The 25,244-nt window shown below is 68.3% G+C and carries 28 protein-coding genes and 1 tRNA gene; 13 read left to right on the forward strand and 16 right to left on the reverse strand.

The genetic code is table 11. The annotated features are described in order from the left end of the window. Nucleotides 1–12: 12 nt before the first annotated feature. Nucleotides 13–186 (reverse strand): DUF8029 family protein, encoded by a 174-nt coding sequence (locus tag NKG98_RS07055; protein ID WP_254768953.1) that lies wholly within the window; start codon nucleotides 184–186, stop codon nucleotides 13–15. A gap of 491 nt (nucleotides 187–677) precedes the next feature. Here NKG98_RS07055 and NKG98_RS07060 point away from each other — a divergent pair, with 491 nt between their 5' ends. Together NKG98_RS07060 and NKG98_RS07065 are read left to right on the forward strand one after the other, a co-directional pair. After that, nucleotides 678–4,898: an LAGLIDADG family homing endonuclease gene (locus NKG98_RS07060; protein WP_254768954.1), complete on the forward strand. Its 4,221-nt coding sequence runs from the start codon at nucleotides 678–680 to the stop codon at nucleotides 4,896–4,898. 103 nt (nucleotides 4,899–5,001) lie between these two features. Then, the gene (locus tag NKG98_RS07065) at nucleotides 5,002–5,178 is read left to right on the forward strand and encodes an HVO_2523 family zinc finger protein (protein WP_254768955.1); all 177 of its coding nucleotides are present in this window, start codon (nucleotides 5,002–5,004) and stop codon (nucleotides 5,176–5,178) included. Nucleotides 5,179–5,182: 4 nt separating this feature from the next. Here the strand turns inward: NKG98_RS07065 and NKG98_RS07070 are convergent, their stop codons facing one another. Next, nucleotides 5,183–5,893 carry a TVP38/TMEM64 family protein gene (locus tag NKG98_RS07070; RefSeq protein WP_254768956.1) on the reverse strand — a complete coding sequence of 237 codons (711 nt, stop codon included), beginning with the start codon at nucleotides 5,891–5,893 and terminating at the stop codon, nucleotides 5,183–5,185. A 104-nt stretch (nucleotides 5,894–5,997) separates the two neighbouring features. Here NKG98_RS07070 and NKG98_RS07075 point away from each other — a divergent pair, with 104 nt between their 5' ends. Beyond that, the gene (locus tag NKG98_RS07075; protein ID WP_254768957.1) at nucleotides 5,998–6,357 is read left to right on the forward strand and encodes a DUF5830 family protein; all 360 of its coding nucleotides are present in this window, start codon (nucleotides 5,998–6,000) and stop codon (nucleotides 6,355–6,357) included. A gap of 1 nt (nucleotide 6,358) precedes the next feature. Here the strand turns inward: NKG98_RS07075 and NKG98_RS07080 are convergent, their stop codons facing one another. Further along, complete coding sequence (locus NKG98_RS07080) at nucleotides 6,359–7,453, reverse strand: DUF7115 domain-containing protein (protein WP_254768958.1); 1,095 nt, start codon at nucleotides 7,451–7,453, stop codon at nucleotides 6,359–6,361. Between the two features lie 102 nt (nucleotides 7,454–7,555). Between NKG98_RS07080 and NKG98_RS07085 the strand changes: the two genes are divergently transcribed. Next, nucleotides 7,556–7,707 (forward strand) — tRNA-Met (locus tag NKG98_RS07085). Nucleotides 7,708–7,905: 198 nt separating this feature from the next. Continuing rightward, a complete protein-coding gene (locus tag NKG98_RS07090) occupies nucleotides 7,906–8,148 on the forward strand; it encodes a hypothetical protein (RefSeq protein ID WP_254768959.1) in 243 nt (80 codons plus the stop codon). A gap of 342 nt (nucleotides 8,149–8,490) precedes the next feature. Here the strand turns inward: NKG98_RS07090 and NKG98_RS07095 are convergent, their stop codons facing one another. Next, nucleotides 8,491–8,931, reverse strand: a complete 441-nt coding sequence (locus NKG98_RS07095; RefSeq protein ID WP_254768960.1) for a hypothetical protein — start codon at nucleotides 8,929–8,931, stop codon at nucleotides 8,491–8,493. Between the two features lie 166 nt (nucleotides 8,932–9,097). Between NKG98_RS07095 and NKG98_RS07100 the strand changes: the two genes are divergently transcribed. From NKG98_RS07100 to NKG98_RS07110, 3 genes are all read left to right on the forward strand, one after another. Continuing rightward, nucleotides 9,098–10,300 (forward strand): hypothetical protein, encoded by a 1,203-nt coding sequence (locus NKG98_RS07100; RefSeq protein ID WP_254768961.1) that lies wholly within the window; start codon nucleotides 9,098–9,100, stop codon nucleotides 10,298–10,300. A 198-nt stretch (nucleotides 10,301–10,498) separates the two neighbouring features. Next, entirely contained in the window at nucleotides 10,499–10,708 is a 210-nt protein-coding gene (locus tag NKG98_RS07105) for a hypothetical protein (protein WP_254768962.1), read from the forward strand. A 248-nt stretch (nucleotides 10,709–10,956) separates the two neighbouring features. Beyond that, the gene (locus tag NKG98_RS07110) at nucleotides 10,957–11,160 is read left to right on the forward strand and encodes a hypothetical protein (RefSeq protein ID WP_254768963.1); all 204 of its coding nucleotides are present in this window, start codon (nucleotides 10,957–10,959) and stop codon (nucleotides 11,158–11,160) included. Between the two features lie 4 nt (nucleotides 11,161–11,164). On the opposite strand, the gene NKG98_RS07115 is transcribed toward NKG98_RS07110, so the two are convergent. Further along, entirely contained in the window at nucleotides 11,165–11,959 is a 795-nt protein-coding gene (locus NKG98_RS07115) for a glycerophosphodiester phosphodiesterase (RefSeq protein ID WP_254768964.1), read from the reverse strand. Between the two features lie 99 nt (nucleotides 11,960–12,058). On the opposite strand from NKG98_RS07115, the gene NKG98_RS07120 reads away from it, so the two are divergent. Further along, nucleotides 12,059–12,622 carry a DUF420 domain-containing protein gene (locus tag NKG98_RS07120; RefSeq protein ID WP_254768965.1) on the forward strand — a complete coding sequence of 188 codons (564 nt, stop codon included), beginning with the start codon at nucleotides 12,059–12,061 and terminating at the stop codon, nucleotides 12,620–12,622. On the opposite strand, the gene purF is transcribed toward NKG98_RS07120, so the two are convergent. The 5 genes from purF to NKG98_RS07145 all read right to left on the reverse strand — a co-directional run bounded on the left by purF (nucleotide 12,619) and on the right by NKG98_RS07145 (nucleotide 16,991). Then, nucleotides 12,619–14,091 carry an amidophosphoribosyltransferase gene (gene purF, locus NKG98_RS07125; RefSeq protein WP_254769434.1) on the reverse strand — a complete coding sequence of 491 codons (1,473 nt, stop codon included), beginning with the start codon at nucleotides 14,089–14,091 and terminating at the stop codon, nucleotides 12,619–12,621. The two genes, NKG98_RS07120 and purF, sit on opposite strands and share 4 nt — an antisense overlap. Nucleotides 14,092–14,275: 184 nt before the next feature. Continuing rightward, a complete protein-coding gene (locus tag NKG98_RS07130; protein ID WP_254768966.1) occupies nucleotides 14,276–15,319 on the reverse strand; it encodes a presenilin family intramembrane aspartyl protease PSH in 1,044 nt (347 codons plus the stop codon). Between the two features lie 127 nt (nucleotides 15,320–15,446). Continuing rightward, nucleotides 15,447–15,623, reverse strand: coding sequence for a 50S ribosomal protein L37e (locus NKG98_RS07135; RefSeq protein ID WP_254768967.1), 177 nt, complete (start codon nucleotides 15,621–15,623; stop codon nucleotides 15,447–15,449). Then, nucleotides 15,620–15,847, reverse strand: a complete 228-nt coding sequence (locus NKG98_RS07140; RefSeq protein ID WP_254768968.1) for an LSM domain-containing protein — start codon at nucleotides 15,845–15,847, stop codon at nucleotides 15,620–15,622. Before NKG98_RS07140 ends, NKG98_RS07135 begins: the two co-directional genes overlap by 4 nt. Before the next feature lie 82 nt (nucleotides 15,848–15,929). After that, the gene (locus NKG98_RS07145) at nucleotides 15,930–16,991 is read right to left on the reverse strand and encodes a M20/M25/M40 family metallo-hydrolase (RefSeq protein ID WP_254768969.1); all 1,062 of its coding nucleotides are present in this window, start codon (nucleotides 16,989–16,991) and stop codon (nucleotides 15,930–15,932) included. A 97-nt stretch (nucleotides 16,992–17,088) separates the two neighbouring features. On the opposite strand from NKG98_RS07145, the gene NKG98_RS07150 reads away from it, so the two are divergent. Both NKG98_RS07150 and NKG98_RS07155 read left to right on the forward strand, forming a co-directional pair. Continuing rightward, complete coding sequence (locus tag NKG98_RS07150; RefSeq protein WP_254768970.1) at nucleotides 17,089–17,397, forward strand: hypothetical protein; 309 nt, start codon at nucleotides 17,089–17,091, stop codon at nucleotides 17,395–17,397. Between the two features lie 47 nt (nucleotides 17,398–17,444). After that, nucleotides 17,445–18,401, forward strand: coding sequence for a zinc-dependent metalloprotease (locus NKG98_RS07155; protein WP_254768971.1), 957 nt, complete (start codon nucleotides 17,445–17,447; stop codon nucleotides 18,399–18,401). A 7-nt stretch (nucleotides 18,402–18,408) separates the two neighbouring features. On the opposite strand, the gene NKG98_RS07160 is transcribed toward NKG98_RS07155, so the two are convergent. From NKG98_RS07160 to NKG98_RS07175, 4 genes are all read right to left on the reverse strand, one after another. Then, nucleotides 18,409–18,756 (reverse strand): DUF7344 domain-containing protein, encoded by a 348-nt coding sequence (locus tag NKG98_RS07160; protein WP_254768972.1) that lies wholly within the window; start codon nucleotides 18,754–18,756, stop codon nucleotides 18,409–18,411. A 91-nt stretch (nucleotides 18,757–18,847) separates the two neighbouring features. Next, nucleotides 18,848–19,042 (reverse strand): hypothetical protein, encoded by a 195-nt coding sequence (locus NKG98_RS07165; RefSeq protein WP_254768973.1) that lies wholly within the window; start codon nucleotides 19,040–19,042, stop codon nucleotides 18,848–18,850. Beyond that, nucleotides 19,039–19,434 carry a nuclear transport factor 2 family protein gene (locus NKG98_RS07170; RefSeq protein ID WP_254768974.1) on the reverse strand — a complete coding sequence of 132 codons (396 nt, stop codon included), beginning with the start codon at nucleotides 19,432–19,434 and terminating at the stop codon, nucleotides 19,039–19,041. Before NKG98_RS07170 ends, NKG98_RS07165 begins: the two co-directional genes overlap by 4 nt. 54 nt (nucleotides 19,435–19,488) lie before the next feature. Beyond that, entirely contained in the window at nucleotides 19,489–20,040 is a 552-nt protein-coding gene (locus tag NKG98_RS07175) for a hypothetical protein (RefSeq protein ID WP_254768975.1), read from the reverse strand. A gap of 132 nt (nucleotides 20,041–20,172) precedes the next feature. Here NKG98_RS07175 and NKG98_RS07180 point away from each other — a divergent pair, with 132 nt between their 5' ends. Beyond that, entirely contained in the window at nucleotides 20,173–20,421 is a 249-nt protein-coding gene (locus tag NKG98_RS07180; protein ID WP_254768976.1) for a hypothetical protein, read from the forward strand. On the opposite strand, the gene NKG98_RS07185 is transcribed toward NKG98_RS07180, so the two are convergent. After that, entirely contained in the window at nucleotides 20,418–20,948 is a 531-nt protein-coding gene (locus tag NKG98_RS07185) for an SPW repeat protein (RefSeq protein WP_254768977.1), read from the reverse strand. The two genes, NKG98_RS07180 and NKG98_RS07185, sit on opposite strands and share 4 nt — an antisense overlap. Nucleotides 20,949–21,102: 154 nt before the next feature. Between NKG98_RS07185 and NKG98_RS07190 the strand changes: the two genes are divergently transcribed. Further along, nucleotides 21,103–23,802 carry an AAA domain-containing protein gene (locus NKG98_RS07190; protein WP_254768978.1) on the forward strand — a complete coding sequence of 900 codons (2,700 nt, stop codon included), beginning with the start codon at nucleotides 21,103–21,105 and terminating at the stop codon, nucleotides 23,800–23,802. On the opposite strand, the gene NKG98_RS07195 is transcribed toward NKG98_RS07190, so the two are convergent. Then, nucleotides 23,792–25,192, reverse strand: a complete 1,401-nt coding sequence (locus tag NKG98_RS07195) for a carotenoid oxygenase family protein (protein WP_254768979.1) — start codon at nucleotides 25,190–25,192, stop codon at nucleotides 23,792–23,794. The two genes, NKG98_RS07190 and NKG98_RS07195, sit on opposite strands and share 11 nt — an antisense overlap. Between the last annotated feature and the right edge of the window lie 52 nt (nucleotides 25,193–25,244).

Raw genomic sequence — 25,244 nt, forward strand, 5'->3', positions numbered from 1 at the left:
GAGCGGCCGGCGTCAGGGACTGACGATGCCGGCGGCGTAGAGGGCGGCGAGGACGACGGCGGCGACGAGTCCGAGCCGAACCGCGAGTTTGACCGCGACCTTGATCGCCGTGACGACGACGGCGAACGCGGCGAGAGCGACGAGCACGAGGAGGATCGTCGAACCGGAAGTGAGTGGGTCGACCATACCAGTAAGCGGGCGCCCCGACGACGTAATCTTTCCGGGTAACGTGAAAGAAAAGCTGCGGTGAACGTCCGCCGGATCGACCGCGCCGGTCCCGGCTACAACGTTAACCGCCTCGGGGACGTAGTTCGGAGCAGTGACCGACCGCACCGGGGTGGAGTCGGAAGCGCCCGCCGGCGGCGAGCGGCCGCCGGGTCAGCGTGCGTGTGTGATCAGCGCTCATCACTTTCAGATCGCTCTGAAAATCATTAATAGCATCGCCATCGTAGCCGTTTACGGACGCGAACGCGGCCGTTTCGGCCGACGTCCCGAGAGGCCGATACGTTGAGCGTGAGAGACGTCTATACAAGTGAGATTGTACTAGGACAACCAAACCAGTTGCTTTATGGGGGATGCACGATTACCGAACCTTCGCCACGAATGATGCGAGCCAGCACCCGGACCCACGACAGAATCGCCGGCCGGCGCCGTGCCGCGCCTGAGGTGATCCGCGCATGAGCGGCTCAGACCTCTCCGCGGACGAGATCACGCTGCCGATCAAGCGCACCGAGGGGGAGACGCTCGAAGAGCGCATGACGGCCAACGCCTACCACAACATCCTGCCCGCCCGGTACCTGCGCAGGGGCGCCGACGGGAACCTCGTCGAGACCCAGGAGGAACTCTTCGAGCGCGTCGGCAAGAACATCGCCCTCGCGGAAGTCGTCTACGAGGCCGACAACCGCGACGTCGAGGTCACCGTCACGCCGGATCAGTTGAAGCCGAACCACCCGCGACGGGACGAACTCGCCGCGGAGGTCTTCGGCGAGGGGACGACCGTCGACGACGACGTCGAGGTCGAACTGACGGAGCGAAACGTCAACAAGTTCGCCTACGACACCGTCGTTCCCGACCTCCCCGACGAGATCCGCGAGCACGTCGAGGACGTCGCCGAGACGTTCATCGAGGGGATGGAGACGCTCTCTTTCATGCCGAACTCGCCGACGCTGATGAACGCGGGCGACGAACTCCAGCAGCTCTCGGCGTGTTTCGTCATGTCTCCGGACGACGACCTCTCCGACATCCACGAGACGGCCAAGGAGGCCGCCGAGGTCTTCCAGTCCGGCGGCGGCGTCGGCTACGGCTTCTGGCAACTGCGCCCGTACGGCGACGCGGTCGGCTCGACCGGCGGCATCGCCTCCGGGCCGATCACCTTCATGCGGACCTACGATCAGCTCTGCGAGACCATCGCCCAGGGCGGCACCCGGCGGGGCGCCCAGATGGGCATCATGCGCGTCTCACACCCCGACGTCATCGAGTTCATCCACGCGAAGAACAAGGACGTCTCGCTGGCCCACTGTCTCCGACTGAACGACCCCGACGACTACACCTACACCACGTTCGCCGAGGCCCTCGAGGAGGCTCGCGACCTGATCGACGAGGACGGCCGCGTTCCGAAGCACCTCCGCAACGCCGTCGAGGGCCACCTCTCTAACTTCAACATCTCGGTCGGCGTCACCGACGCGTTCATGGAGGCGCTGGGCAACGACGAGGAGTACACGTTCACCAACCCGCGTACGGGCGAACCGCACGTCGCCACCGAGGAGACAAAGGAGATGTACGAGCGCTACGGCCTCGGCGAGTACGTCGAGGTCGGCGAGGAACTCTCCGTGCCCGCCGAGGTCGTCTGGGAGCGCATCGTCGAGGGCGCCCACGAGAACGGCGAACCCGGCGTGATCTACCTCGAACGGGTGAACAAGGAACACTCCTTCGACGTCGAGAAACACCCCGATCACCGGATCAAGGCGACGAACCCCTGCGTCACCGGTGACACGCTCATCAGTACGGAACACGGGTTGATTCCTGCCGAGGAACTGTACGAGCAGGGCGTCGTAACTGACGTCGTCGTCGATGGTCGGCTTAGCGAAGACACCGTCAAAGAAGCGAGTAGCGTCTTCAAGACCGGTGAGAAGGACGTCTACAAACTCACGACCGAGGAAGGATACGAACTCCGGCTCACCGCCGACCACCGCGTCATGACCAACGACGGATGGGTCGAAGCTAGCGAACTTGAGACCGGTGACACGGTCCACGTCCAGAACCGGAAAGGATCGTTCGGCCGGCACGGCACTGCCGAGGAAGGACGTGTACTCGGTTGGCTCGTCGGAGACGGTCACTTCAAGCACGGTGAAGAACGCGCAGTGTTGAACTTCTACGATGAGGACTGCGAACTCTCCGAGCGCTTCGCCGAGGACGTCAACGACGCCGTTCGCGACCCGATCGGAAACGCGAACTACGACGTCGGCGTCTGTCAGATACAGCGTCCCGAAGAATACCGGGGTGTCGACGCTCGAGAGGAGCGTGTCCGATCTATTCGCCTCTACGAACTCGCCGAGGAAGCCGGGCTCGTCGAGGATAAACACCAGGTTCCCGACGCCGTCTTCCGCGGCAGCGAGGAGATGGCCCGTGGGTTCCTACAGGCGCTGTTCACAGCCGACGGCGGAGTCCAGGGAACCGTCGAAAAGGGTGTCTCGGTTCGACTCTCGAGTTCGGATCGCGATCTGTTGGTCGACGTCCAACAACTCCTGCTCAACTTTGGTATTGCGAGCAAGATTTATGACGAGCGACGCGAGGAGGGGACGAAGGCACTTCCAGACGGAAATGGCGGCACGAAAGAGTACAACATCCGTGCCCAACACGACCTCGTCATCGCGAAGGACAACCTCGTCCGATTCCGGGAGGTAATCGGATTCCTTCTCGAGTCGAAGAACGAGGCCCTCGACGAGCGACTCGACGCGTACGACCGCGGTCCATACGGTGAGCGGTTCGAAGCGACCGTCGAGTCCGTCGAGTACGACGGCCATGAAGCGGTGTACGACCTGACCGAACCGGACACCCACTCGTTCCTCGCCAACGGTCTCGTCGTCCACAACTGCGGTGAGCAGCCCCTCGAGGAGTACGAGGCCTGCAACCTCGGGCACATCAACCTCTCGACGCTCGCGGACTTCGACGCACCGGACTGGCGCGTCTGGTCCGAGGAGCACGCCGACGAGTACGACTCGCGGGAAGAAGCCGTCGAGGCGTTCCTCGAGGAGGCCATCGACTGGGCGGAGTTCGACGAGCGCATCGAGTACGGCACCCGCTTCCTCGAGAACGTCGTCACGATGTCGGACTTCCCGGTCGAGGAGATCGAGGCGACCGTCCGCCGGATGCGCAAGATCGGGCTCGGCGTCATGGGGCTGGCCCAGCTGTACATCCAGCTCGGCATCGAGTACGGCAGCGAGGAGGGCAACGAGGTCGCCCGCCAGCTGATGACCCACATCAACCACGGGTCGAAGTGGACGAGCCACGAACTCGCGAAAGAGCGCGGCTCGTTCGACGACTGGGACGAGTCGAAGTACGCCGACCCGACCGAGTACCGCGAGTGGTTCGAGCGCCAGACCGGCCTCGACGCCGACGAGTGGGCCGAGGGCTTCCCCGTCCGCAACCACAACACGACGACCATCGCGCCCACGGGCACCACGTCGATGGTCGGCAACACCACCGGCGGCTGTGAGCCCATCTACAACGTCGCCTACTACAAGAACGTCACCGACGACGTCCAGGGCGAGGAGATGCTCGTCGAGTTCGACGACTACTTCCTGCGCACGCTGGAGGCAAACGGTATCGACGTCGAGGCCGCGAAACGCGAGGCCCAGGAACAGATGGCCAGCAACGAGTTCGACGGCGTCGAGGGCCTGGAGACGGTACCGGACGCCATCGGCGAACTGTTCGTCATCACCTCGGACCTCTCGGCGAAAGAACACGCGGCCGTCCAGTGTGCCTGTCAGGTGGGCGTCGACTCCGCCATCTCGAAGACGGTCAACGCGCCCAACGACTCCACGCTCGAGGACGCCAAGGAGGTCTTCGAGTGGGTCTACGAGCACGGCGGGAAGGGCGTCACCTACTACCGCGACGGCACCCGCTCGAAGCAGGTGCTGACCACGCGCGCGGACAACGCCGAGTTCGCCGACGAGGACGAGGCCGCCGCGGCCATCGTCGAGCAGATCACCGAGGTGTTCGGCAGCGTGGAGACGTTCCTCGAAAACGAGGACGTCCGGGCCGCCGCCGGCGGCGACCTCGGGTCGCTGTTCGACGGCGTCGAGCCGGCCGACTACGCGGAGAAGCGCCCGCGGCCGGACACCCTCCACGGCGTGAGCCAGCGCATCGACACCGGCTACGGCAAGGTCTACATCACGATCAACGAGGACCCCGAGACGGGCGAGCCGTTCGAGCTGTTCGCGAACACGGGCAACAGCGGCGGCTTCACCGGCTCGTTCACCGAGGCGCTCGCGAAGACAATCTCCGTCGCGCTGCGCTCGGGCGTCGACCCCTACGAGATCGTCGACAAACTCGAGGGGATCCGCTCGCCGAAGGTGGCCTGGGACAAAGGCGAGCAGATCCAGTCGATCCCGGACGCGTTCGGGACGGCGCTCCGGCGCTACCTCGACGACGAGATCGACAAGCCCTACCCGCGCCAGCAGACCCTCGAGGAGTCCGCCGACGCCGAGGAGGCCGTCGGACACGAGGGTCACGAGACCGACGGCGGCGCGGCGACCGAGTCCGCCGGCGCCCGCGACGCGACCCAGGACCTCATCGACGCCGGCGAGTCGCCGGAGTGTCCCTCCTGTGGCTCGCTGTCGCTGTACTACTCCGAGGGCTGCAAGACCTGCGAGTCCTGTGGCTGGTCGGAGTGTTGAGCCGCTGAGCCGCTGAACTGACCGCGGTTCGAACGTTCCGGTCCGCCCGTCGAGTTTTCCGCCGACCCGAACGCTTAGCAAGCGCCGTCGCAAACGTCGAGTGATGAGCGACGACGGCGGGGCGGACGACGGCCCCGAGGGAACCGGCGCGACCGGCGGGACCGCCGTCGGCGGGGCGCCGACCTGCCCGTTCTGCGAGGCCCCGCTGTACGAGCGTCACTGCAAGTACGTCTGCCCGCAACACGGCGTCGTCGTCGACTGCAGCGACCCGTTCCGCTGACGGATCAGCCGGACTCCGAGAGGCGGGTGCGGGCGACGCGGTAGGCGGGACCGGCGAGCAACAGGGCGGCGGCGAACGCACACGCCGCGGCCAGCGAGGTCCCGAGGTCGCCGACGCCGTCGGTCGCGATCGTCGACGCGGAGGCGCCGACGGCGACGGCGGCGACCGTCCACGGTAGTTCGCCAACCGCGGTCCCGACGAGGAACTGCCCGATAGAGACGTCGCTGGCGGCCGCCGCGACCGTCGCGACGTCCGAGGGGATCGGCGCCAGCCGCGAGGCCGTCACGCCCCGGATCGGCCCCGCGGCGTCGTAGTACCGGCGGGCGACGTCGCCGGCGGCTTCGAGGCGGCCCGCGACCGGTCCGGACGGGAGGTCGCGACTCGCCGCGTCCGGCGCGACCGGATCGGCGGCCAGTCGTCCGGCGACGACGAAGACCGGCGTGACGGTCGCGAGCACGCCCGCGAGCGCCACCGGGACGCCGAGGATCGCGCCGTAGCCGAAGCCGACGACGGCCGCCAGCGGCGTCGTCGGCCACGCGAACAGCGGCCGGAGGAGGTAGAGGGCGGCGACGAGGAGGCCGAACCGCAGCGGGTCGTCGGCCAGCGACTCGACCGTCGCGAACGTCGCCGCCGGCGAGGCGACGAGGTTCGCCGCGAGGACGACGCCCACGAGGGCCGCCGCGACGAACCGCCGGGAGGGAAGCGACGGCGCCATCGGGTCGGCTTCGAAGCCGGGGACTGAAATCTTTGTGACTCGCCGGCGCCCGGACCTGAGCGGGGTCACAACGCTTATCAGCGTCGGCGGGACAGGACGAACCGATGGCCGAGGACGACCGCGTCGAGCGCGGGCTGGCGCTGCTCGCCCGCCTCGAACACGAGTCGTTGTCGCTCGCCGAAGTCGTCGACCGGATCGAGACGGTGACGACCGACCCGACGGTGACGCGGACGATCCTCGATCGGGCCGAACTCCGGGGCATCATCGAACGCGAGGACGGGATCGTCCGCCCGAAGAGCCGCCAGTACGTCCGGTTCGGGCGAGACGTGATCACGAAGGAAGGCGAGTTCTCCTGTCGGCGCTGCGGGTCGAGCCTCTCGACGGGCTACTTCATTCGGGTGGACGCCGGCGAGATCGGGCCGTTCGGCTCCTCGTGTATCAGGAAAGTGACCGGCAGGGAGTAGTTCAGCGACCCCGCCGAAGCTCCTCGATGAGCCGTTCGATCGTCTCCTGCTGGCGTTCGAGCAGTTCCGTCTGGCGGTCGATCGTCGCCTCGAGGTCCTCGATGCGCGCGAGCAGTTCGGGGTCGGTTCCGCCGGCGTCGGACTCGAAGCCGCCCGTCTCGAACTCGTCGCGGGGCTCCTCGGCCTCCACGTGTCGCACCGCGTCGGCCGCGTCCTCGAGCACCGCGCCGCCGGAGTCCTCGTGGTCGGCCTCGAACTCCGCGGACCCGTCGTCGATCCCCGCCGCCGAGAGCGGGTCCTCGACGTCGGCCTCGTCCGGGTCGGACGCGGTCGCGGCCGCGGCTTCGGCCTCGACGTCACCCTCGTAGTCGTCGGGGGCGGGCGGGTCCGCGTCGAGCGGGTCGACGCCGTCGCCGAAGGCGGTGGCGGGGTCCGCGCGCGTCGGCGCCCCGTCGCCGGTACCGACGTGCTCGTTGAGTTCCTCGAGCGAGCCCACGTCGTGGTAGTCGAACAGCGCCCGCTTGAGGCGCTCGGAGACGTCGTCGGCGCGGTCGTTGGGCGCCTTGATCCGCTGGGGGCGGCCGTCGACCTCGAGGACGATCTGGGTGGCGACGCTACCGTCCTCGAACGAGAGGCCGGTGACGTCCTCGAAGTGGTACTGCTCGAAGTCCCCGTCCCAGACGGCGCCGCCGATGTGCTTGACCAGGCGGTCGCTCGTGACGATCAGCGTGAGTTCGCTGAAGCGGTAGGTCTTGACGACCGTCTCGCCGGGGTCGGTGATGTCGTTGCCGTTCAACACGCCGGCGAGGACGGGGTGGAGGACGTCGTCGCTCCGGCCCGAGGGGACGGTGAACTCGCGTTCGCCGTCGAGGGAGTACTCGAGCGTAAACCGGGTCTTGCGCCGTCCCTCCGAGAGGATGAGGCGGTCGGCGTCGTGTGAAAACTCGTCGACTGATTCGTCGCTGAGCAGCCCTTCCGCGCGGTAGACGATCGAACGCGAGGGGGTGACGAAGAGTTCGTCGTCGCCGCCGAGGGTGACACGCGCCGCGATCTCTTCGCCGTCGAGAGTAGACTGTACGATACCGGGAACGGTCATGTCCACGAGTTCGTAAGGCCCTGTGATAAATCCGTGGGTACTCGTTGCACGCCGACCCGGAATGGGAAGCTTAAAGAAAGCCACCGCGTAACGGGAAAACGAGCCCGGGTGGCTTAGCTGGACATAGCGCCGCACTCATAGGGTTCGGAGATTCGGTGCGGTTTCGCCTTGGAAGCCTCCCTGTCCCCACGAGGACCGCCGAGCCTCGGACCTGGGACATGCGGAGATCGAGGGTTCGGAGCCCTCCCCGGGCACTTTTCCATTTCGTCACGAGTCGAAGACGAGTGACAACATCGGAAAAGTGCTCACGGTGAACGCGACGAACCCGGAGGTCTTGCGCGAGCGGAGCGCGCAAGGCAGGAAGCAGCGTTGCTGCGACCGTGGTTCGGAGCCCTCCCCGGGCACTACTCAAATTCTTTATATGCCCGCGTGAAAACACCCCCCATCGAGCGATGGCAGTCGCTCGCGCGAACGGCGGCCTCGTCCGGGTTCGCGGCGCGGAGGGCCGGGTGCGGCTGGAGATCGACGACCGGTGGAGACTGCGCGAGAAGATCGATAGCTACCGCAGAACCGTCGACAGCCCCCGACGGGACCTGATCGGGCTGGCGAACCGGCGCGTCCAGCAACTGCGCGAGCGTGAGCTTTCATTGAGTGAAAACTCCACACGAAGCGAAGGGGGTGAGGCCGATGGCTAAGTATTCTATCCCGGACGGCCACTGGGACGAGGACGATTAGGACGATAGCACCGAAGACGGCGAGCCGGAGATCGCCGACGATACGCCAGCGACGTGGCTCGTCTACCTCGTCCTCGAGGACACGGTCCTGAACCAGACGATGCTCGCCGAGCGAACCGGACTCTCGAAACGCCGTGCTCGCGAGGCGGCGAACGATCTCTTCGGCCGGGGGATACTCATTTTCCACCGCGATCCGACGGACCAGCGCCGCCGCGTCTATTATCGGCCGGACTGTTTCGATGGTGTCGTAGGCGCACACCGATCGTATACCGCTATTCGACAGGGTTATTTCGTTAGTTGAAACTATACAGTAAAGATAGAGCGATCTCTAAGGGTGAGTTGACGGATTTTGTACTCGAGAACACCAGCGACAAGAGATGCAGCTAGTATAAGAAACCAAAACCAGAGCACGAAATCGAACCACGTCGGGGTGATACCTGCACCGGACGACTGCGCAGATTTAACCATCGACGACCACGAGACGGCAAGAGCACCTGCGTATATTCCCGCTGTGATGGTAATGGGCGAGATGATTCGATAGCGCGCCGAAACGAAAGCCGAAATGCCACCGATGAGGATCATTCCGCCGAAAATCCATACCTGCGCACTGGTAGTTGGTGCAAGGCCATCTCCGTACTGAAATCCTGCAAGAAAGCGGTCAATGAGGAAGGTGCTAATAAGGAAGAGGAGGCCAATTCCAATCGTAAATCGAACTGGAGTATACCATCGACGGAACTCGGTCATGTTCGATGGGACAACACTTTCGGGGATAACTGTTTCCCACACAGTCGTCCCGTGACGGGAGCCGGACTGGCGGGCGCCATTTTACCACCCAATTTTAGGAAAGACATAAAGAAATTAACGCTCACAAATGTTAAATGGTGTAGAGTAGACTTGCTGGTCGCCAGCCATGGCAAGAACCAACGACGATATCGATGTTAAAGTCGATGAGATTCATCAGAAGCGGACGAGTTCGATGTCTCGGCGGCGGCTGATGCAGGCACTCACCGGGTTAGGAATGACGGTCGGATCTGCTGTCTACATCACTCCAGAAGATGTGAAGGGAGCGAGTGCAGATCAGGTTCCTATAGTGAAAGGCCATACGTTTGCGGAGCCGGGTGATCCGACGACCGAGCGTGTGACAGTAAAAGAGAACGTTCCTGCTGACTGGTACAACAATCTGAAAAGGGCCGAGCGGGTTCAGGAGGCATTAAAGCTAGAAGAAATAGACGAAGTCTCTCTCGTAGAAACGCGCCCACCGGAACCTGGTGGAGAAAACGCGTACATCTACGTCGAAGTAGCTGAGAAGTTGGCAACCGAATCCAAGAAAAATGCCGGCGATATTGTTGGCGGCATTCCCGAACGATCAAACGGAATCGAGATCGAGGCGGTTGTCAACGAACGTGTGGGGTACGAATCTGAAGACGATCAAGAGTCTTCCGGAAGTAAAAACGAAATCGACGTAGAGTCGCACAGTGCCACTGTCAATCCCGGGCAAGCGATTTACACCGGGAATGGCACGAGCGGAACGGCGGGTGGACGAGTATATTACGATAGTCACGACTACCCACGGTTTATCACCTGTCACCATCTGTGGCACGGAGAAGAACCGGACAGAAATAACGTCGACGTATACGATAGTTCTAATGTTGACTTAGGTTATGCAATTAATGGGGATTGCAAATCGGATTATCTTGTTTTTGCTCCGGAGTCTGATGTTTCGGTTAGCAATCGAGTTAGCGGAGGGATCATTGCAGACATTACTGGAGAATACTCGCAAGATTATGTCAATATACTTGCGGGGGAAGGCGAGTCTGTCGAGAAGCAAGGGAAGACCACTGGTTACACTACCGGGGAATTACATACCGCAAATGGCTACGTCGCTTTTGTGGGATTTGAGGGATGTGATGATCGTTCGGATCAGGTGAGATGGGGAGATGGTTCTGATTTTGATGACGGGGACAGTGGATCCGTTGCCTGGTACCAGTGGGGCGATGATTACGATGAGAATTGGGCAGTTTCCTTGAACGCCGGAACCTATTGGGATTCTTCACTCTCATTGACCGTTTTCGGTTCTGGGACTTGGCACTTCCCGAACTATAGCTGGGGATAGTATCGTCCCTCGATATGTCTCTCCGCCCTCACGGGTTTATCTGGCTGCACAGCAGTCCCCTTCGTCGGGACGATCGGATTCAGACTGCGTAATTACACGGAAGAATCCTACGACGCACGTATCAAAATTCGATTGTACGGCCAGACAGCGTTCGAACAGACCTATCAATTGCCAATCGCAAGTGGGGACGACCCGTACGTGCTGGTAGAGGCTGCTGCCGTCTCGAACGTCCCTGCTGGCGTAACCTATACCGTCTCCCTGTTCCTCGATGGAGAGACGGTGCAAACTATCGATGCGACGATGGATTGCACCGACCGAGACGAAGACGAGATGGACGAGGAACTCGATATCGCTATCGGGTTTGGATCCGATCCTGATAGCGTAACCATAGCTGATACACAGTGTTAGGCTCGTATATTTTGTGATTAGTGGGTTTGATGTGTGCAGGCGAATATACATGATTATTTACTAACAGGGACCGTCGTTCCGGGTGCCGCGACGCCAGTGTCTCTCGCGGCGAAGGTCACTCTCGACCGACCCTCCGAAAACCCTCGAATTCGGCCGCTCGGGACCCTCTCGTGGCCCGACGCGTTACGACGATGTTACGCCGGATACGGGACGAGTAGCTAACCCGGGTGCGGCCGAGGAATGCGTTCATGCGCTGGGAACGGGTCGCGGTCGCGGTCGCGGTCGCCGTCGGCCTCGTCGGCGGCGTCGGTGCCGTCGGCCTCGGCGGGTTCGCCCGGTCGTTCGTGGGAACGCTCGACGCGGGCGCGGTCGGCTTCTTCCTGACGGCGACGGCCGTGGTCTGGATGACGCGCGTGGCACGCCGTCTGCGACCGGGCGCGACGCGCCGCTGACGCGTTAGTGCGGGTTCGGCGGCCGGTCGGCGAAGACGCCGTCGACGCCGGTGAGCGCGAGCGCGAGCGACTCGACCCGCGAGTCGGCGGTCCAGGCGTTCACCGCGAGGCCGCGGCGGTGGGCCCGCGGGACGACCGCCGTCCGGAAACAGAGCTCCCCCCGGGGGTGGATCGCGGCGCAGTCGAGGGCGTCGGCGGCCGCCAGCGCCTCGCCGACGCCCGACCGGCAGACGACCGCGAGCGGGACGGTCGGATCGCGCTCGCGGACCGCGGCGAGCGCGTCGGGGTCGAACGAGGAGACCAGCGCCGGCCCGTCGCGGTCGGCGAGGGCGTCGAGGACGTCCGCCGCGAGGCCGCGCTCCTTGAGTTCGACGTTCAGGACGACGTCGTCGGGCGTCGCCGCGACGACCGCGTCGAGGCGGGCGACCGTCGCGTCGGTGTCCGCGACGGCGAGGTCGCGAAGGATCTCCCAGTCGACCTCGTCGACGCGGTCGGGGCGGCCGGCGAGGCGGTCGAGGCGCTCGTCGTGGACGCAGACGAGTTCGCCCGATCCGCACCGGCGGACGTCCACTTCGATCCCGTCGGCGCGCGGGGCGGCGTACGCGACGGCCTCGACGGTGTTCTCGGGGGCGACGCTCGCGAAGCCGCGGTGGGCGAACAGCAGGGCGGCCCGCTCGCGCGCCCAGGCCAGCGCGAGGAACGCGACGGCGGCGAGCGCGACCGCCGCGCCCACGGCGACCCGTCGAAATCGGCCCGCGTCGCCGTCGGTCCCGCGGCCGAAGTCGTGCGATGTCGTCACGGCCGACCCGTCCACGGCCCGACCGATAGGTCGTCCGGTCGTCCGCCGACCGCGGCGGCGATGACAACCACTTTCCCCTCCCCCGCCTATGGGTCGACCATGCAGACTGTCACTCGCGATCGGGTGCCGACGCTCACCGCCATCCTGAGTCTCGTCTCACTGGCGCTGGTCTTCGGCGCGGCCGGCGGGGCGATCCCGGCCGACTGGCTGCCGCGGGCGCCGGACGCGGTCATCGAGGCGATCCCCCACGTCAACGCGGCGATCAGCCTCGCCGCCATCGGCACCATCCTCGCGGGCTGGCGGGCGATCCGTCGCGGGAACGTCGCCCGCCACCGCCGGCTGATGGTCGCGACGGTCGTGCTCTTCGGGACGTTCCTCGTCCTCTACCTCTACCGGCTGACGATGCTCGGCGGCCCGTCGACGTTCCCCGGCCCCGACGCCGTCCGGCTTTACTTCTACCTGCCGCTGCTGGCGGTACACGTCCTGCTCGCGATCGTCTGTATCCCGCTCGTCTACTACGCGCTGTTGCTGGCGTGGACCCACTCGGTTCCGGACCTCCGCCGGACCGCTCACGCCCGCATCGGCCGCGTCGCGGCGTCGCTGTGGCTCGTCTCGTTCTCGCTCGGCGTCGTCGTCTACGTCCTGTTACACCTCGTCTACTAGTCGTCGGCGCCGACGGGCGCCCCGCCGATCTCGGGGCGGTCGACCTCGCGGTCGGTCGCCTCGTCCTCGATGTCGTAGGGGTACTCGCCGGTGACACAGCCCAGACAGAGGTCGGCGCGGCTCTCCCCGAGGGCCTCCGCGACCGCCTCGTGTGAGAGGTACGCGAGGCTGTCGGCGCCGATGGCCTCGCGGATCTCCGCGACGCTCCGGTCGGCGGCGATCAGTTCCTCGCGGGTGGCCATGTCGATGCCCATGTAGCAGGGCGCGACGATCGGCGGCGCGCCGATGCGGACGTGGACCTCCGCGGCGCCGCAGTCCTTGAGCAGGTTCACGAGTTGGGTGGAGGTGGTGCCACGGACGATCGAGTCGTCGATGACGGTGACGGTCTTTCCCTCGATCGTGGACTTGATCGGGTTGAGCTTCAGCCGCACCGCGCGCTCGCGTTCGTCCTGTGTCGGCATGATGAACGTGCGGCCGACGTAGCGGTTCTTCATCAGCCCCTCGGCGAACTCGACGCCGGGGTCGTCCTCCTCGCGGGGGTCGCCGTCGGCGGTGGTCTCGGCGGCGCCGTCGGCGTACCCCGAGGCGAACGCCCGCCCCGAGTCGGGGACGGGCATGACGACGTCGGTCTCGACGCCGCTCTCCTCCCAGAGCCGGCGGCCGAGTTCGCGTCGTGCCTCGTAGACGAGCGTGCCGTCGATCCGCGAGTCCGGGCGGGCGAAGTAGACGTGTTCGAAGAAGCAGTGGGCCGTGCGCTCTTCCTCGACGAGCTGGTAGGAGTCGAAGCCGGAGCCGTCCTCGCGGAGGACGACGAGTTCGCCGGGGCGGACGTCCCGGACGCGGTCGCCGTCGAGGGTGTCGATCGCTGCCGACTCCGAGGCCAGCACGTAGCCGTCCTCGAGTTCCCCGATGCACAGCGGGCGGTTGCCCAGCGGGTCGCGTACGCCCATGATCGTGTCGTCGTGGCTGATCGTCAGCGCGTACGAGCCGTGGATCCGGCCCATCGTCCGCTTGACGGCGCGGACGAGGTCCTCTTCGAGGAGGTTGCGCGCGAGGTCGTGGGCGATCACCTCGGTGTCGCCGTCGCTGGTGAACGCGTGGCCGAGGCCGGCGAGTTCGTCGCGGATCTCGTCGGCGTTGACGAGGTTCCCGTTGTGTGCGAGCCCGAGCGACCCCGACTTGAACGAGACCGAGAAGGGCTGGGCACACGAGGAGTCGACGCTGCCGGCGGTCGGGTAGCGGACGTGGCCGACGCCGGCCGAGCCGGCGAGCGAGTCGATGTCGTCCTCGTCGAAGACGTCGCCGACGAGGCCCATCTCGACGTGGCTGTGCTGCTGGAAGCCGTCGTGGGTGACGATCCCCGCCGACTCCTGGCCGCGGTGCTGGAGCGCGTACAGCGCGTAGTACAGCGGCCGCGCCGCCGACCGCGCCTCCAGCGAGACGCCCACGACGCCGCACTTCTCGGTCATCCCGGTTCGCGGCCCGGTAGCGGTCCGACCCGCGTCGACTCGGCGGGTCCCGCCACGCCCATCGGTCATGTGCACTCGTAGAGGAGCCGAAGGGTAAAAACCTCCTTGTTCGTGTCGTTCGTCGACCCCGGGCGAGTCGAAAGTATTCACGAACGTGTATCGTCGGGCGGTCCGGCGGGTCGGCTCAGAGCCCCAGCGCGGTCGTCACCGGAATCCCGGCGGCGACCGCGCCGAGTACGTACCCCGCGAGCACGCTCGCGTTCAGCGGCGGCAGGCCCGCGTGGACCCCCTCGAAGCGTTCGAGGATGTAGGTCAACGCGGCGAGGCCGACGACGCCGCCCGCGACGGCCCCCAGCGCCGGGAGGTTCGCGCCGAGCGCCGGGACGACGACCGGCGCGTCGAGGAAGTGGGCCGCGCTGACCGCGAGCATCCCGGGGATCAGCGCGTCGCCGAGGCCGAGTATCGTCGCCGGGAACCCGTCTCCGCCGGCGTCGCCCCCGTCGCCCCCGTCTTCGTCGTCGACGCCGAGGCCGCCGAGGTCGGTCTCGCGGTAGGAGAAGTCACGCGATTCGGGGACGACGAACACCAGCGGGGCCTTCATCGACCCGGCGCCGGCCGCGACCTCCTTCATGTGCCCGGAGCCGTACACGGCGTAGGCGTCGTAGGCCGCCCAGACGACGAGGAGGACGACGATGGGGAGCGGCCCGAAGCTGAGGCCGAGCATGGCCACGCCCGCGGCGCCGCCGACGACCGCGGCGACGTTCAGCACGTACCACTCGGGGTGGCGCCACAGGGCCGCGGCGGTGAGGACGGCGACGGCGACCGGCAGGGGACTCGCGGGCAGGCCCACGAGCGCGGGGTCGTCGGTCACGAGGCGGCCGAGACCGGTGCCCAGTACGACCGCGTCGGCGACGAGGATGCCGAACGAGCCGACGAGCAACAGCCGAACGAGGTCCAGTCCCCTGTCGTAGCGGACGGCGGCGACGAGGACGACCGTGAACCCGAGGACCATCGCGGCGAAGACGCCGACGTTGCCGACCTGTCCGGGGTCGTCGAACAGCACCAGCCCCAGCGCGGCCGCCTCGTCGGCCAGCGCGAGGCCCCCGAGGACGGTGGCGAAGTAACACGCCGCGACCCCGAGTCGCGGCACGGAGGCCCCGAGGCCGGGGCCGGCGCTCCCGGCGTCCGGCGCGACCGTCGCGTCCCCGCGTGCGGCCTCGTCGGTCACGGCGACTCACCCGTCGGCCCGCGAACTTCGTTCATCACACGCATCTGTGAAGAGAACGCGGTAAATCCGTTTCCATTCGGCCGGACCGGCGCGGCCGCTCTCCGGCGGGGACGAGAGAAGACGAGGCTCAGTTGTCGCCGGCCTTCGACTGCCAGGCGTAGTCGCGGCGCTTTGCCGACTTGCCGAAGCCACAGGAGGCACACTCGCCTTTCTTCACGTGGTAGGACTTGTTCCCGCAGCGTCGACACTTGACGTGCGTCGTCTTGTTCTTCTTCCCTTGGCTCGGGGTTCCTGCGCCAGTCATGGAGTGATCGAGACGACGTTGTCGCCGCGTATAATGGTTGTGTCTTCGGCCGACGCCTCCTCTCCCATTCCGTCCTCGAGGGGTACCGTCACGTCTTCGAGGACGAGGTTCATGTGCTGGTCGTACCCCGTCAGGTCGCCGACGTACTCCTCGCCGCTCTTGAGGCGCACCGAGACCCGTTCGCCGAGGGACGCCTCGAGGACGTCCAGCGGTCGTCCGCTCATACGTGAGAGGGCAAGTGATGCGCACTTAATCGTACCGGTCGCCGCCACGGAACGAGACGACGGCACCGCCCCGCCGCGCCGCTCAGACGTCCACGGCGAACGGTTCGTGCTCGTCGGCGACGGCCGCGAACGCGGCCAGCAACTCCGCGGTCGCCTCGAGGTCGCCGACGTCGATCACCTCGACGGGGGTGTGCATGTACCGGGTGGGGACGCTGATCACCTGCGAGGGGATCGCCCCCGCGGCGGTGAAGAAGGCGTCCGCGTCGGTCCCCGTCCCGGTCCCGAGCGCCTCGACCTGCACCTCGATCCCCGCGTCGGCCGCCGCCTCGCGGACGGCCCGGCAGACGACGGGGTGGTTGGTGCTACCCCGGCCGACGGCGGGGCCGGCGCCGAGTTCGACGTCGCTCGCCTTCCCGCGCGGCGCCGTCGGGTAGTCGAGCGCGTGGCCGACGTCGACCGCGACGACGGCGTCGGGGTCGAGGTCGAAGCCGACCATCTTCGCGCCCTGCCGGCCGACCTCCTCCTGGACGGTGCTGACGGCGTAGACGGTCGCGCTCGCGTCGCGCTCGGCGGCCCGGCGCAGTCCCTCGGCGGCCGCCCAGGTGCCGACGCGGTTGTCGAGGCCGCGGCCCGCCAGCCGCGTCTCCGTGAGCCACGAGACGCCCCCGGAGAACGTGATCGGGTCGCCGACAGCGACGCGCTCGCGGGCGTCCTCGCCGTCGGCCGCGCCGACGTCGATCCAGAGGTCGGCCACCTCGGGGGCGTCGTCGTCGCCCTCCCGCAGGTGGATCGCCGTCCGGCCGACCACGCCCTCGACCGGCCCGTCGTCGGCGTGGATCGTCACGCGCTGGCCGCGGGCGACCGTCGGGTCGATCCCGCCGATCCCGCCCGGCCGGACGAAGCCGTCGTCGTCGATCGAGCGGACGATGAGGCCGATCTCGTCGGCGTGGCCGGCGAGGGCGACCGCCGGCGCGTCGGGGTCCCCCTCGCGGACCGCCACGGCGTTTCCGTAGGCGTCGGTCCGGACCTCGTCGGCGAACGCGGCGACGTACTCCGTCCAGCGTCGCTGGCCGGCGGCCTCGAACCCCGCCGGCGAGGGCGTCTCGAGCAGGTCGGTCAGGAACGCGCGCGTCGAATCGTCCATGTCAGGAGGTGGCGGGGCAGAACGCTTGAACCTGCTGGCGGGGCGCGTGGTTCCGACCGGCACAACGGCTAAGTGGTCAGCCGTGGAGGTCTATCGTATGGGCGACAAGAAGTTCACCTTCATCGAGTTGCATCTGGACGGCGACACCCAGTTCGGCCCGAAGACGATCAGCGACGCGCTGCCGGTCGGCGACGAGGCGGCGGCCACGGAGGCCGAGGCGGACGGGGACGAGGAGGCGGCCGCGGCCGCCGACGAGGACGAGGAGGGCGGCCGGGGCGCCGTCGGCGCCGTCGTCGGCCTGCTCGCGCTCGTCGGCCTCGCGCTCGCGCTCCGGAAACTCCGCGGCGGCGACGAGGACGAGGAACTGAGCGAGGAGTACGAGGAGCCGGACGTCGTCGTCAGCTGAGACGAATCGGCCGAACCCTTTTGCGTTTCCTTCGCGTACCGACGGTCGTGAATCTCTACCGTAGCGTCCGGGCCGTCGCCGGGGCCTCCGGCGAGAGCGCCGTCGACTGGCGCGCCGCCGCCGAGGCCGCCAAGGCCGCGACGGACCCCGGCTCACTCGATTTAGCGCCCGGCGAGCGCGCGGCCTACGCCCGCGACGTCCGGGACGCCCGCCGCGAGGTGCGGTCGGTCGCCGGCGTCGCCTTCGACGTCCCGGAGGTCGTCGAGATCCAGAACCGCCACCACTGGATGGACGCCAACGTCGAGACCTTCGAGCGCGTGATGGCCCCCATCGAGGCCCACACCGGCGCCTTCCCCGGCGTCGCCCGGACGATCAACACCGGGACGATGACCGTTCTCCTCTCGTTTCTCGGCCGGAACGTCCTCGGCCAGTACGACCCCCTGTTGCTCGCGGAGGCGCCCGACGACGACCACGCCCTCTACTTCGTCCGCCCGAACATCCTCCGGGCCGCCGAGATGCTCGACGTCGACCCCGACCGCTTCCGGCGCTGGATCGCCTTCCACGAGGTGACCCACGCCGCCGAGTTCGGCGCGGCCCCGTGGCTCTCGGACCACCTCGAAGCGCGCATGGAGTCGGGCATCGACGCCCTCGCGGAGGGGAGCTTCGACCGGGACGCCTTCCGCGACCTCGACGCGGCGATGACCGTCGTCGAGGGGTACGCAGAACTCCTGATGGACCACGCCTTCGACGACGAGTACGAGGACCTCCGCCGGAAACTCGACGCCCGCCGGAAGGGGCGAAACCCCCTCCAGCGGCTGCTGCGGCGGCTGCTCGGCCTCGGGCTCAAACAGCGCCAGTACGAGCGCGGCAAGGCGTTCTTCGAGGGCGTCGCCGAGGCCCGCGGCCTCGAAGCCGCCGCCGCGGTCTGGGAGCGTCCGGAGAACCTGCCGAGCCACGAGGAACTCGACGCGCCCGGGGCGTGGCTCCGGCGCGTCGACCCCTGATCGGCCGTCAGTCGAGCGACCCGACGAACGGTTCGAGGGCGTCGACGTTCTCCGCGGGTGTGACCTCGTGGCTCTGTGGATCGTAGTCGACGATGCCGTGGTCGTCAAGCCGCGGCAGGTGGTGGTGCACCAGCGCGACGGCGACCCGTTCGAGCGCGGCGTCGTCGACCGCGTCCGGCGCCACCTCCCGTTCCCGCGCGGCGACCCGCCGGGCGAGTGCCGTCGCGCTCGCGGTCGCTCTCTCGCTCTCGCTCTCGGCGTCCAGCAGCGCGGCGAGCAGGCGCTCGCGCCGGGCGTCCGAGAGCAACTCGTGGACCGTCTCCCGCCCGAGGGACTCTCCGTCCAGTTTTGCCATGGTAGCGTCGCCGGCCGCGACGGAAACAAGGGTTGATCCTAACCAGTATGGGATTCCGTTTACCCGTCGTGACGGTCACGGCGGCCGACAGCTACCCCACGATCCGCAGCAGGTACCACAGGAGGGCGCCGCCGACGACCAGTCCGCCGAGGGTCGACGCGCCGACCACCGCGGGCGAGGCCCCGCCCTGTAGCGCCATCAGCCCGCCGGAGAACCCCACCAGCAGCACGAACCCCGCCGCGAGCCGTCGTCGGTCGCCGGCGGACGGCCCTCTCGTGCGGCTCATATGTTCCGCGGCGCGCTGACGTGCATCGACGCGAACGACCACCCCTCCTCGTCGGGGTCGCGAAGCAGCGTCCCGCTCCAGCGGGTGTCGAACCGCCACCGCTGGCCGGTCTCGCGGTCGGTCCACGCGAGTGCGACCTCGTCGGCGAACCAGGCGCAGTCGCCGCGCCGGCCGACGGTCAGGCGGTCGCTCTCGACCGACCACTCCTCGGTCGTGCGGTCCTGTTCGCGCAGTCCCGCCGCGACGTCGTCGCCGCCGAACAGCGACTCGCTCACGCCGACCTTCACGGTGGCCTCGTCGTCGCGGAAGAACGGTGCCAGGGGCTCGCCCCGGCGCAGGGCGTCGTAGTAGGCTCGAACGGCCTCCTCGGCGTCCTCGACGTCCGTGTCCATGTGCGCGTCGTCTCCCGCCGACGGTAAAGTCCCTCCGGGCGCACGAGCAGGCGCTCACATGAACCCGCGGTCGACCTCGTCGGTCTCGACGAGGTCGTCGAGTTCGGCGTCCAGCAACTCCTCGGCCTCCTCGAACCGGTCGGCCAGTTCGTCGAGTTCGTCCGGGCGGTCGTAGCCGTCGTACTCCATCGGGCCGAACGCCGGGCTCTCGAGGGCGTCCATCACGTCCTCGAAGAAGTCCTGGGGCCGCGTCGGGGCGTCGGCGTGGGTCTCGACGACCGTCTGCAGGCGCTTCGCGACCGTCTCGGCGTGCTCGTCGTCCTCGGGGGGCGACTGGACGGCAAAGCGCCCGCCGGCGTCCTCCTCCGGCAGGAACGAGCCGATCTCGTCGTCGAGTTTGCGGGCCACGCGGGTGCCCACGCCGCGGACCTCGTAGGGGTTTTTCGCATAGGTCTTCAGGACGTAGACGCCGCCCCGCGGGTGGGCGAGGTAGAGGTCCTCGCCGAGGCCGCCGGCCCGGTCGCCCGCGACGGCGCGCCAGTCCTCGGGGTCGACGTCCCGTCCGACGACGTCCTCGAGTACGTCCTGCCACTCGCGAATCCGCATGGGCGAAGGTTTCGGCGCGGGGAGAAAATACGTATCGGTCCCGACGACCCTCTCGCTGGTCGACTCGCGGCCCGCGAACCGGAAAGCCTACGATGCGGCGGCCGCGACCGTCGGTAAACGTTCCGTTACACCATGACCGTCCCTCGCCTCGACGCCCTCCGCGACGCGTTTCTGGCCGCCCCGGTCGAGAGTTCGCTGGTCGCGCTCGCCCCCCTCGCCCTCGCGGCCTGTCAGCTCGCGAATAGCTACGTCAACGGCCTCCCGGCGCTGCCCGCGGTCGGCTTCGCCGTCGCGATGGTCGCGTTCGCCGCCGTCGCGATGGGCCTCCGCGAGGCCGAGACCCGGCGCCGGCGCCTCGAACGCGACCTCCGCCGCGTCTAGCGTACCCGGGCGCCCTCGCCCGCGACGGTGCGGGCCTCCCGCGACTCGTAGGCGTTGTAGCCGGCCAGCCCGGCGATCAGCAGGCCGGAGACGACGGTACTCCAGAAGAGGCCGCCGAGCATTCCGAGGAGGGCCGCGGACGCGATCAGCCAGAGACCCAGTACGGTGACGAGCGAGCCGACCCCGGTACTCGGCGGGACGTCGTTCGACACCCGGTAGACGTTGTAGCCGGCCGCGAGGAAGACGACCGCGCCGACGACGACGTTGTTCCACAGCGACGCCGCCCCGGTCTCGAAGAAGAACGCCGAAGCGACGACCCACGCGCCGACCGCGGCCACGATTGCGCTGCCGAACGGCGTGCTGCGCCGGCGCTCCTCGGCGGCGATCTGCGTGGGCTCGTCCCGGGGGTCACGCTCCGGGTCGACCGCCACCGCGTCGGTGCCGCCGGTCCCCGCGCGGGCGCCGACCTCGTCGCGCCGGACGGCGTCGCGCTCGTCGCCCTCGTCGCGCCGGCCCGAGTCGCTCATGCCGGTCGACGGTTCCCCGTCGGCGCCCTAAAGCGGGGCCGACCGTTCCGCCGTTCTGTCGTCGACTACCCGGGTAATACGCTTTTACGCGGACGGGCGCGGCCGAGGTCGTGGACCGACAGCGTTTTTCGCCCGCCGGTCGATGATCGAATTCGTGAACGTACGCGGAACGGTCGCGGGCGAGGTGGCGGTCCGGACCGTCGAGACGAGTTACGGCGAGAGCGACCTCGCCGAGGTGCCGTGTCGCCTCGAATCGGTCGGCGACGACGCGGACGGCCCGACCGCCGAGGACCCCGAGGTCGCCACCGTGACGCTGTGGGGCAAGTGGACCGAGTCGGCCGACCTGCTCGAACCGGGGATGGAACTGCTCGTCACCGACGCCGAGGAGCGGGAGTTCCGCGGCGAGACCCAGTACTCGACGACCGGCGACTCCTACGTCGTCGTCGAGCCGTCGTTTCTGGTGAACGTCACCGCGATCCGAAACTGGGTCGAGTGTCCCCGGCTCTACTACCTCAACAAGCTCTCGGGAGTGCCGCTGAACTACCCCGTCGTCAAGGGGACGCTCGTCCACGAGGTGTTCGGGGACCTCCTGCGGGGTCGGGACCTCGAAGAGGCCATCGAGGACCGCGTCGACGGGCGCGGCCTCGAACTGGGCCTGCTCGGGGAGTCCCCCGAGGCGGTCCGCGAGGACGTCCGGCAGAACGCGGCGGCCATCGAGGGCTGGCTCGAACAGGGTCGGCTGACCGAGGAGGACGACTGGCGCTCGGAGCAGTTGCTCATCAGCGAGACGTTCGGCATCCGCGGGCGGGCCGACGCCATCCGGCGGGGCGCGCCGGTCGAACTCAAGACGGGCAAGAACCTCCGCAAGGAGCCCCGGTTCAAGGACAAGGTGCAGGCGGCCTGCTACGCGCTGTTGCTGGAGGAGAACGGCGACGAGGTCGACACCGGGACGTTGCTGTACACGAAGAACTCGGCGCTCGACCGCAACGAGGAGACGGGCGATCTCACCCCCGCGAAGGACTTCTCGATGGGCGCGGGCCTGCTGAAGTACGTCGTCCGCCTGCGCAACGAGATCGCCGCGATGGAGTACGACGACGGCGTCCCCACGGGTCACGAGGGCGACGCCAAGTGCGAGTACTGCTTCGAGCGGGACGCCTGCATGGTCGTCTCCGGCCGCCTCGACCAGGAGTCGAAGGCCGGGCGGATCGGGGAGCCGCTGCCCGAGGCGGAACGCGACCACTTCGAGCGGTTCTACCGCGCGATCGAGGAGGAGCGTCGCGCGGTCCACCGCGAGTACGCGAAGCTCTGGGAGCAGACGGCCGCGGAACGCGCCGACGACGACCGCGCGCTGGTCGACCTCGAGTTCCTCGGGAAGCGCCCGCTCGACGGCGGCCGCTGGGAACTGCGCGCGCGCCAGCGCGACGCGGCGACCTCGAAGCTCCGCGAGGGCGACCTCGTGCTCGCGAGCGACGGCCACCCGGTCCGCGGCGAGGCGGAACTCGCGCGGATCGAGCGCCTCGGCGACGAAATCGTCCTGACCGCGGACGAACCGGTCGAGGTCGCCCGCCTCGACGTCTACCCCTCCGAACTCACCACCGACCGCCTGCTCGTCGCGCTCCACGACGCCCTGCTGAAAGGCGACGAGCGCCGCAAGGACGTCCTGTTCGGGCGCACCGAACCGCAGTTCGAGGACCCCGGCGAGACCTTTATCGACAACAACGACGCGCAGGACGAGGCCGTGCGCAAGGCCGTCGGCGCCGAGGACTGCGCGCTGATCCACGGCCCGCCGGGCACCGGGAAGACGTACACCATCGCCCGGGCCGTCCGCGCGATGGTCGACCGCGGCGAGCGCGTCCTGCTGTCGGCGTTTACCAATCGCGCGGTCGACAACGCGCTCGAAGCGCTGCTGGAGGCGGGGATCGACCCCGACGATATCGTTCGCGTCGGCAGCGAGAGCGGCGTCCGCGAGGACATGGAGTCGCTGCGACTCGAACGGTCGGGCGACCCCGGCGAGCGCGTCGCCGAACTCCGGGAGGCCAGCGTGGTCGCGGCGACGACCGCGGCCTGTGGCTCGCGGGTGATGAAAGAACAGACCTTCGACGCGGCGCTGGTCGACGAGGCGGCCCAGTTGACCGAACCCGGCACCTACGCGGCGATCGAACTGGCCGACCGGTTCGTCCTCGTCGGCGACCACCAGCAACTCCCGCCCGTGGTGCGCGCCGAGAACGACCTCTCCGAGTCGCTGTTCGAGCGCCTCGTCGACCGCTACCCGGAGGCGGGGGTCATGCTCGACCGCCAGTACCGGATGAACCAGCGCATTCAGGCGTTCGCCTCCCGGGAGTTCTACGACGGCGCCCTCCGGCCCGCGACGCCCGCGGTGGCGAGTCGCACGCTGGAGGACCTCGACGGCGTCTCGCGGGACGCCCTCCCGCCGGAGCTACGCGACCCCGTCTCGTTCCTCGCGGTCGAGGGCGACGGCGACCGCTACACCGACGACGCGGAGGCCGGGCGGATCGCCGACCTGATAGCGACGTACGAGGCGGCGGGGCTCGACCGCTCGGCGATCGGCGTCGTCGCCCCCTTCCGCGCGCAGGTGTCGACGATCTCCGAGCGCGTGCCCGACGACGTGACCGTCGACACCGTCGACCGCTTCCAGGGGTCGAGTCAGGAGGTGATCGTCGTCTCGTTTACGGCCACGGGGACGCTCGAAGGCCCGATCTTCGAGGACTACCGGCGGATCAACGTCGCGCTCACCCGGCCGAAGCGGGCGCTCGTGCTCGTCGGCGACCCGCGGGCGCTTGAGTCGGATCCGGTCTACGCCCGGATGCTCGAGTGGGCGCGGGCTAGTCGGTGACCGCCGGGAAGAACTCGCCGTGGAAGCCGAACGGAAGGTGGTGGGGCAGCGGCGCCCGCGCCCGCTCGGCGAACGTCTCGCCGTCGAGGACGAGCAGGAACGAGCGCTCGGCGTCGACGTCGAGGACCGTCGCGAGGACGACGCCGCGGTCCTCGCGCTCGCCCTCGGCGTCCGGCGCCGGCACGAACACCGGTTCCTCGGCGTAGTACCCCTCCTCGAACCACTCCTCGGCCTCGCCGGTCCCGAGGTCGACCTTCACGAGGCCGTTGCCGCCCGCGCGGCCGGTTAGCTGGCCGTAGGCGTACCGCGCGGGTCGGCCCCACGCCGTCGGCGCGACGCGGGGGAGTTCCATCCCGCGGTAGAGCCGCCGGCGGCGGACGCTGTCGCCGTCGAGGGGGAGGTGGACGCGCGTGAGTTCGCCGTCGGCCGTCTGGAGTCCGCCGGGGCCGTCGAGCGACGACAGGAACAGGTTCTCGACGATCGTCGCGTCGTCGTAGGCCACGAGGTCGACGACGACGTCGCCGTCGGTCTCGAAGGCGTCGACGACGTGGAAGAAGAAGAGCGCGGTCGTCCGCCGCCGCGTCACGACGTCGCCCGACTCGCGGTCGACGACGAGCCAGCGGGTGCCCCGCTTGGGCCGCCACCGGTAGCGGTCGACGAAGCCGGCCCCGCCGGGCAGGAGGAACCGCAGCGGGTTCACGACGAACGGCGGTTCGACGAGGACGACGTACCGCCGGGTGAGCCCGAAGCTGTGGAGGTAGGCGGGTCTGTCGACCGCGATGGAGGCGATCTCGATCCGCTCGGGGCGGTCGTCGGGGACGCGGTAGATGCGGTACCGGCTGGGGCGGCCGAACTCGGTCGCGTAGGCGACCGTCTCGCCGCGCTCGGGGTCGCGGCAGGGGTGGGCGGTGACGTGGTGGGCGGGGAGGTCGTCGGCGTACGCGAGGTCGCCCAGCGTCGCCAGCGTCTCGGGGTCGAACCGCACCCGCCGGGGCGTCTCCGTCAGCGCGACGTGCTCGCCGCCGATCCTCGCGACGTTCACGCTGGCGTTGTCCGTCGGCGTCCGCACGAGCGACCGGAGGCGCTCGCGGTAGCTCCCCGCGGTCGCGAACTGGCCGGTGAGCCGTCCCTCCTCGGTCGCCCGCCGGTAGGCGTCGGTCCGCAGGAACCGGTTCGAGTAGGTCACGTCGCCGCCGTCGAACCGGAACTTGTGCAGCATCGCCAGCCCGTCGAACCAGTGGGCGACGCGCTCGCCGTCGACCTCGAACTTCGCGGGGCCGTTGCGGACGAGCGCGCCCGAGAGCCACGCCGGCACTTCGCCCTCGACCGGCAGGTCGACGCCGTCGCGTTCGCGTTCGAGCGTTCGGAACCCCGGTTCGTAGCCCGTCACCTTCCGGTAGACGGCGGCGTCGGACAAAAAACGCTGGCTCGCGGCTCCCGGG

Origin of the sequence: Salinilacihabitans rarus (assembly GCF_024296665.1) — an archaeon.
GTDB lineage: Archaea > Halobacteriota > Halobacteria > Halobacteriales > Natrialbaceae > Salinilacihabitans > Salinilacihabitans rarus.

Excerpts from the sequence above, each read along its gene's own strand:
- NKG98_RS07055 (WP_254768953.1), bottom strand. The coding sequence starts at position 186 with ATGGTCGACCCACTCACTTCCGGTTCGACGATCCTCCTCGTGCTCGTC.
- NKG98_RS07060 (WP_254768954.1), top strand. The coding sequence starts at position 678 with ATGAGCGGCTCAGACCTCTCCGCGGACGAGATCACGCTGCCGATCAAG.
- NKG98_RS07065 (WP_254768955.1), top strand. The coding sequence starts at position 5,002 with ATGAGCGACGACGGCGGGGCGGACGACGGCCCCGAGGGAACCGGCGCG.
- NKG98_RS07070 (WP_254768956.1), bottom strand. The coding sequence starts at position 5,893 with ATGGCGCCGTCGCTTCCCTCCCGGCGGTTCGTCGCGGCGGCCCTCGTG.
- NKG98_RS07075 (WP_254768957.1), top strand. The coding sequence starts at position 5,998 with ATGGCCGAGGACGACCGCGTCGAGCGCGGGCTGGCGCTGCTCGCCCGC.
- NKG98_RS07080 (WP_254768958.1), bottom strand. The coding sequence starts at position 7,453 with ATGACCGTTCCCGGTATCGTACAGTCTACTCTCGACGGCGAAGAGATC.
- NKG98_RS07090 (WP_254768959.1), top strand. The coding sequence starts at position 7,906 with ATGGCAGTCGCTCGCGCGAACGGCGGCCTCGTCCGGGTTCGCGGCGCG.
- NKG98_RS07095 (WP_254768960.1), bottom strand. The coding sequence starts at position 8,931 with ATGACCGAGTTCCGTCGATGGTATACTCCAGTTCGATTTACGATTGGA.
- NKG98_RS07100 (WP_254768961.1), top strand. The coding sequence starts at position 9,098 with ATGGCAAGAACCAACGACGATATCGATGTTAAAGTCGATGAGATTCAT.
- NKG98_RS07110 (WP_254768963.1), top strand. The coding sequence starts at position 10,957 with ATGCGCTGGGAACGGGTCGCGGTCGCGGTCGCGGTCGCCGTCGGCCTC.
- NKG98_RS07120 (WP_254768965.1), top strand. The coding sequence starts at position 12,059 with ATGCAGACTGTCACTCGCGATCGGGTGCCGACGCTCACCGCCATCCTG.
- purF (WP_254769434.1), bottom strand. The coding sequence starts at position 14,091 with ATGACCGAGAAGTGCGGCGTCGTGGGCGTCTCGCTGGAGGCGCGGTCG.
- NKG98_RS07135 (WP_254768967.1), bottom strand. The coding sequence starts at position 15,623 with ATGACTGGCGCAGGAACCCCGAGCCAAGGGAAGAAGAACAAGACGACG.
- NKG98_RS07140 (WP_254768968.1), bottom strand. The coding sequence starts at position 15,847 with ATGAGCGGACGACCGCTGGACGTCCTCGAGGCGTCCCTCGGCGAACGG.
- NKG98_RS07145 (WP_254768969.1), bottom strand. The coding sequence starts at position 16,991 with ATGGACGATTCGACGCGCGCGTTCCTGACCGACCTGCTCGAGACGCCC.
- NKG98_RS07150 (WP_254768970.1), top strand. The coding sequence starts at position 17,089 with ATGGGCGACAAGAAGTTCACCTTCATCGAGTTGCATCTGGACGGCGAC.
- NKG98_RS07160 (WP_254768972.1), bottom strand. The coding sequence starts at position 18,756 with ATGGCAAAACTGGACGGAGAGTCCCTCGGGCGGGAGACGGTCCACGAG.
- NKG98_RS07165 (WP_254768973.1), bottom strand. The coding sequence starts at position 19,042 with ATGAGCCGCACGAGAGGGCCGTCCGCCGGCGACCGACGACGGCTCGCG.
- NKG98_RS07170 (WP_254768974.1), bottom strand. The coding sequence starts at position 19,434 with ATGGACACGGACGTCGAGGACGCCGAGGAGGCCGTTCGAGCCTACTAC.
- NKG98_RS07175 (WP_254768975.1), bottom strand. The coding sequence starts at position 20,040 with ATGCGGATTCGCGAGTGGCAGGACGTACTCGAGGACGTCGTCGGACGG.
- NKG98_RS07180 (WP_254768976.1), top strand. The coding sequence starts at position 20,173 with ATGACCGTCCCTCGCCTCGACGCCCTCCGCGACGCGTTTCTGGCCGCC.
- NKG98_RS07185 (WP_254768977.1), bottom strand. The coding sequence starts at position 20,948 with ATGAGCGACTCGGGCCGGCGCGACGAGGGCGACGAGCGCGACGCCGTC.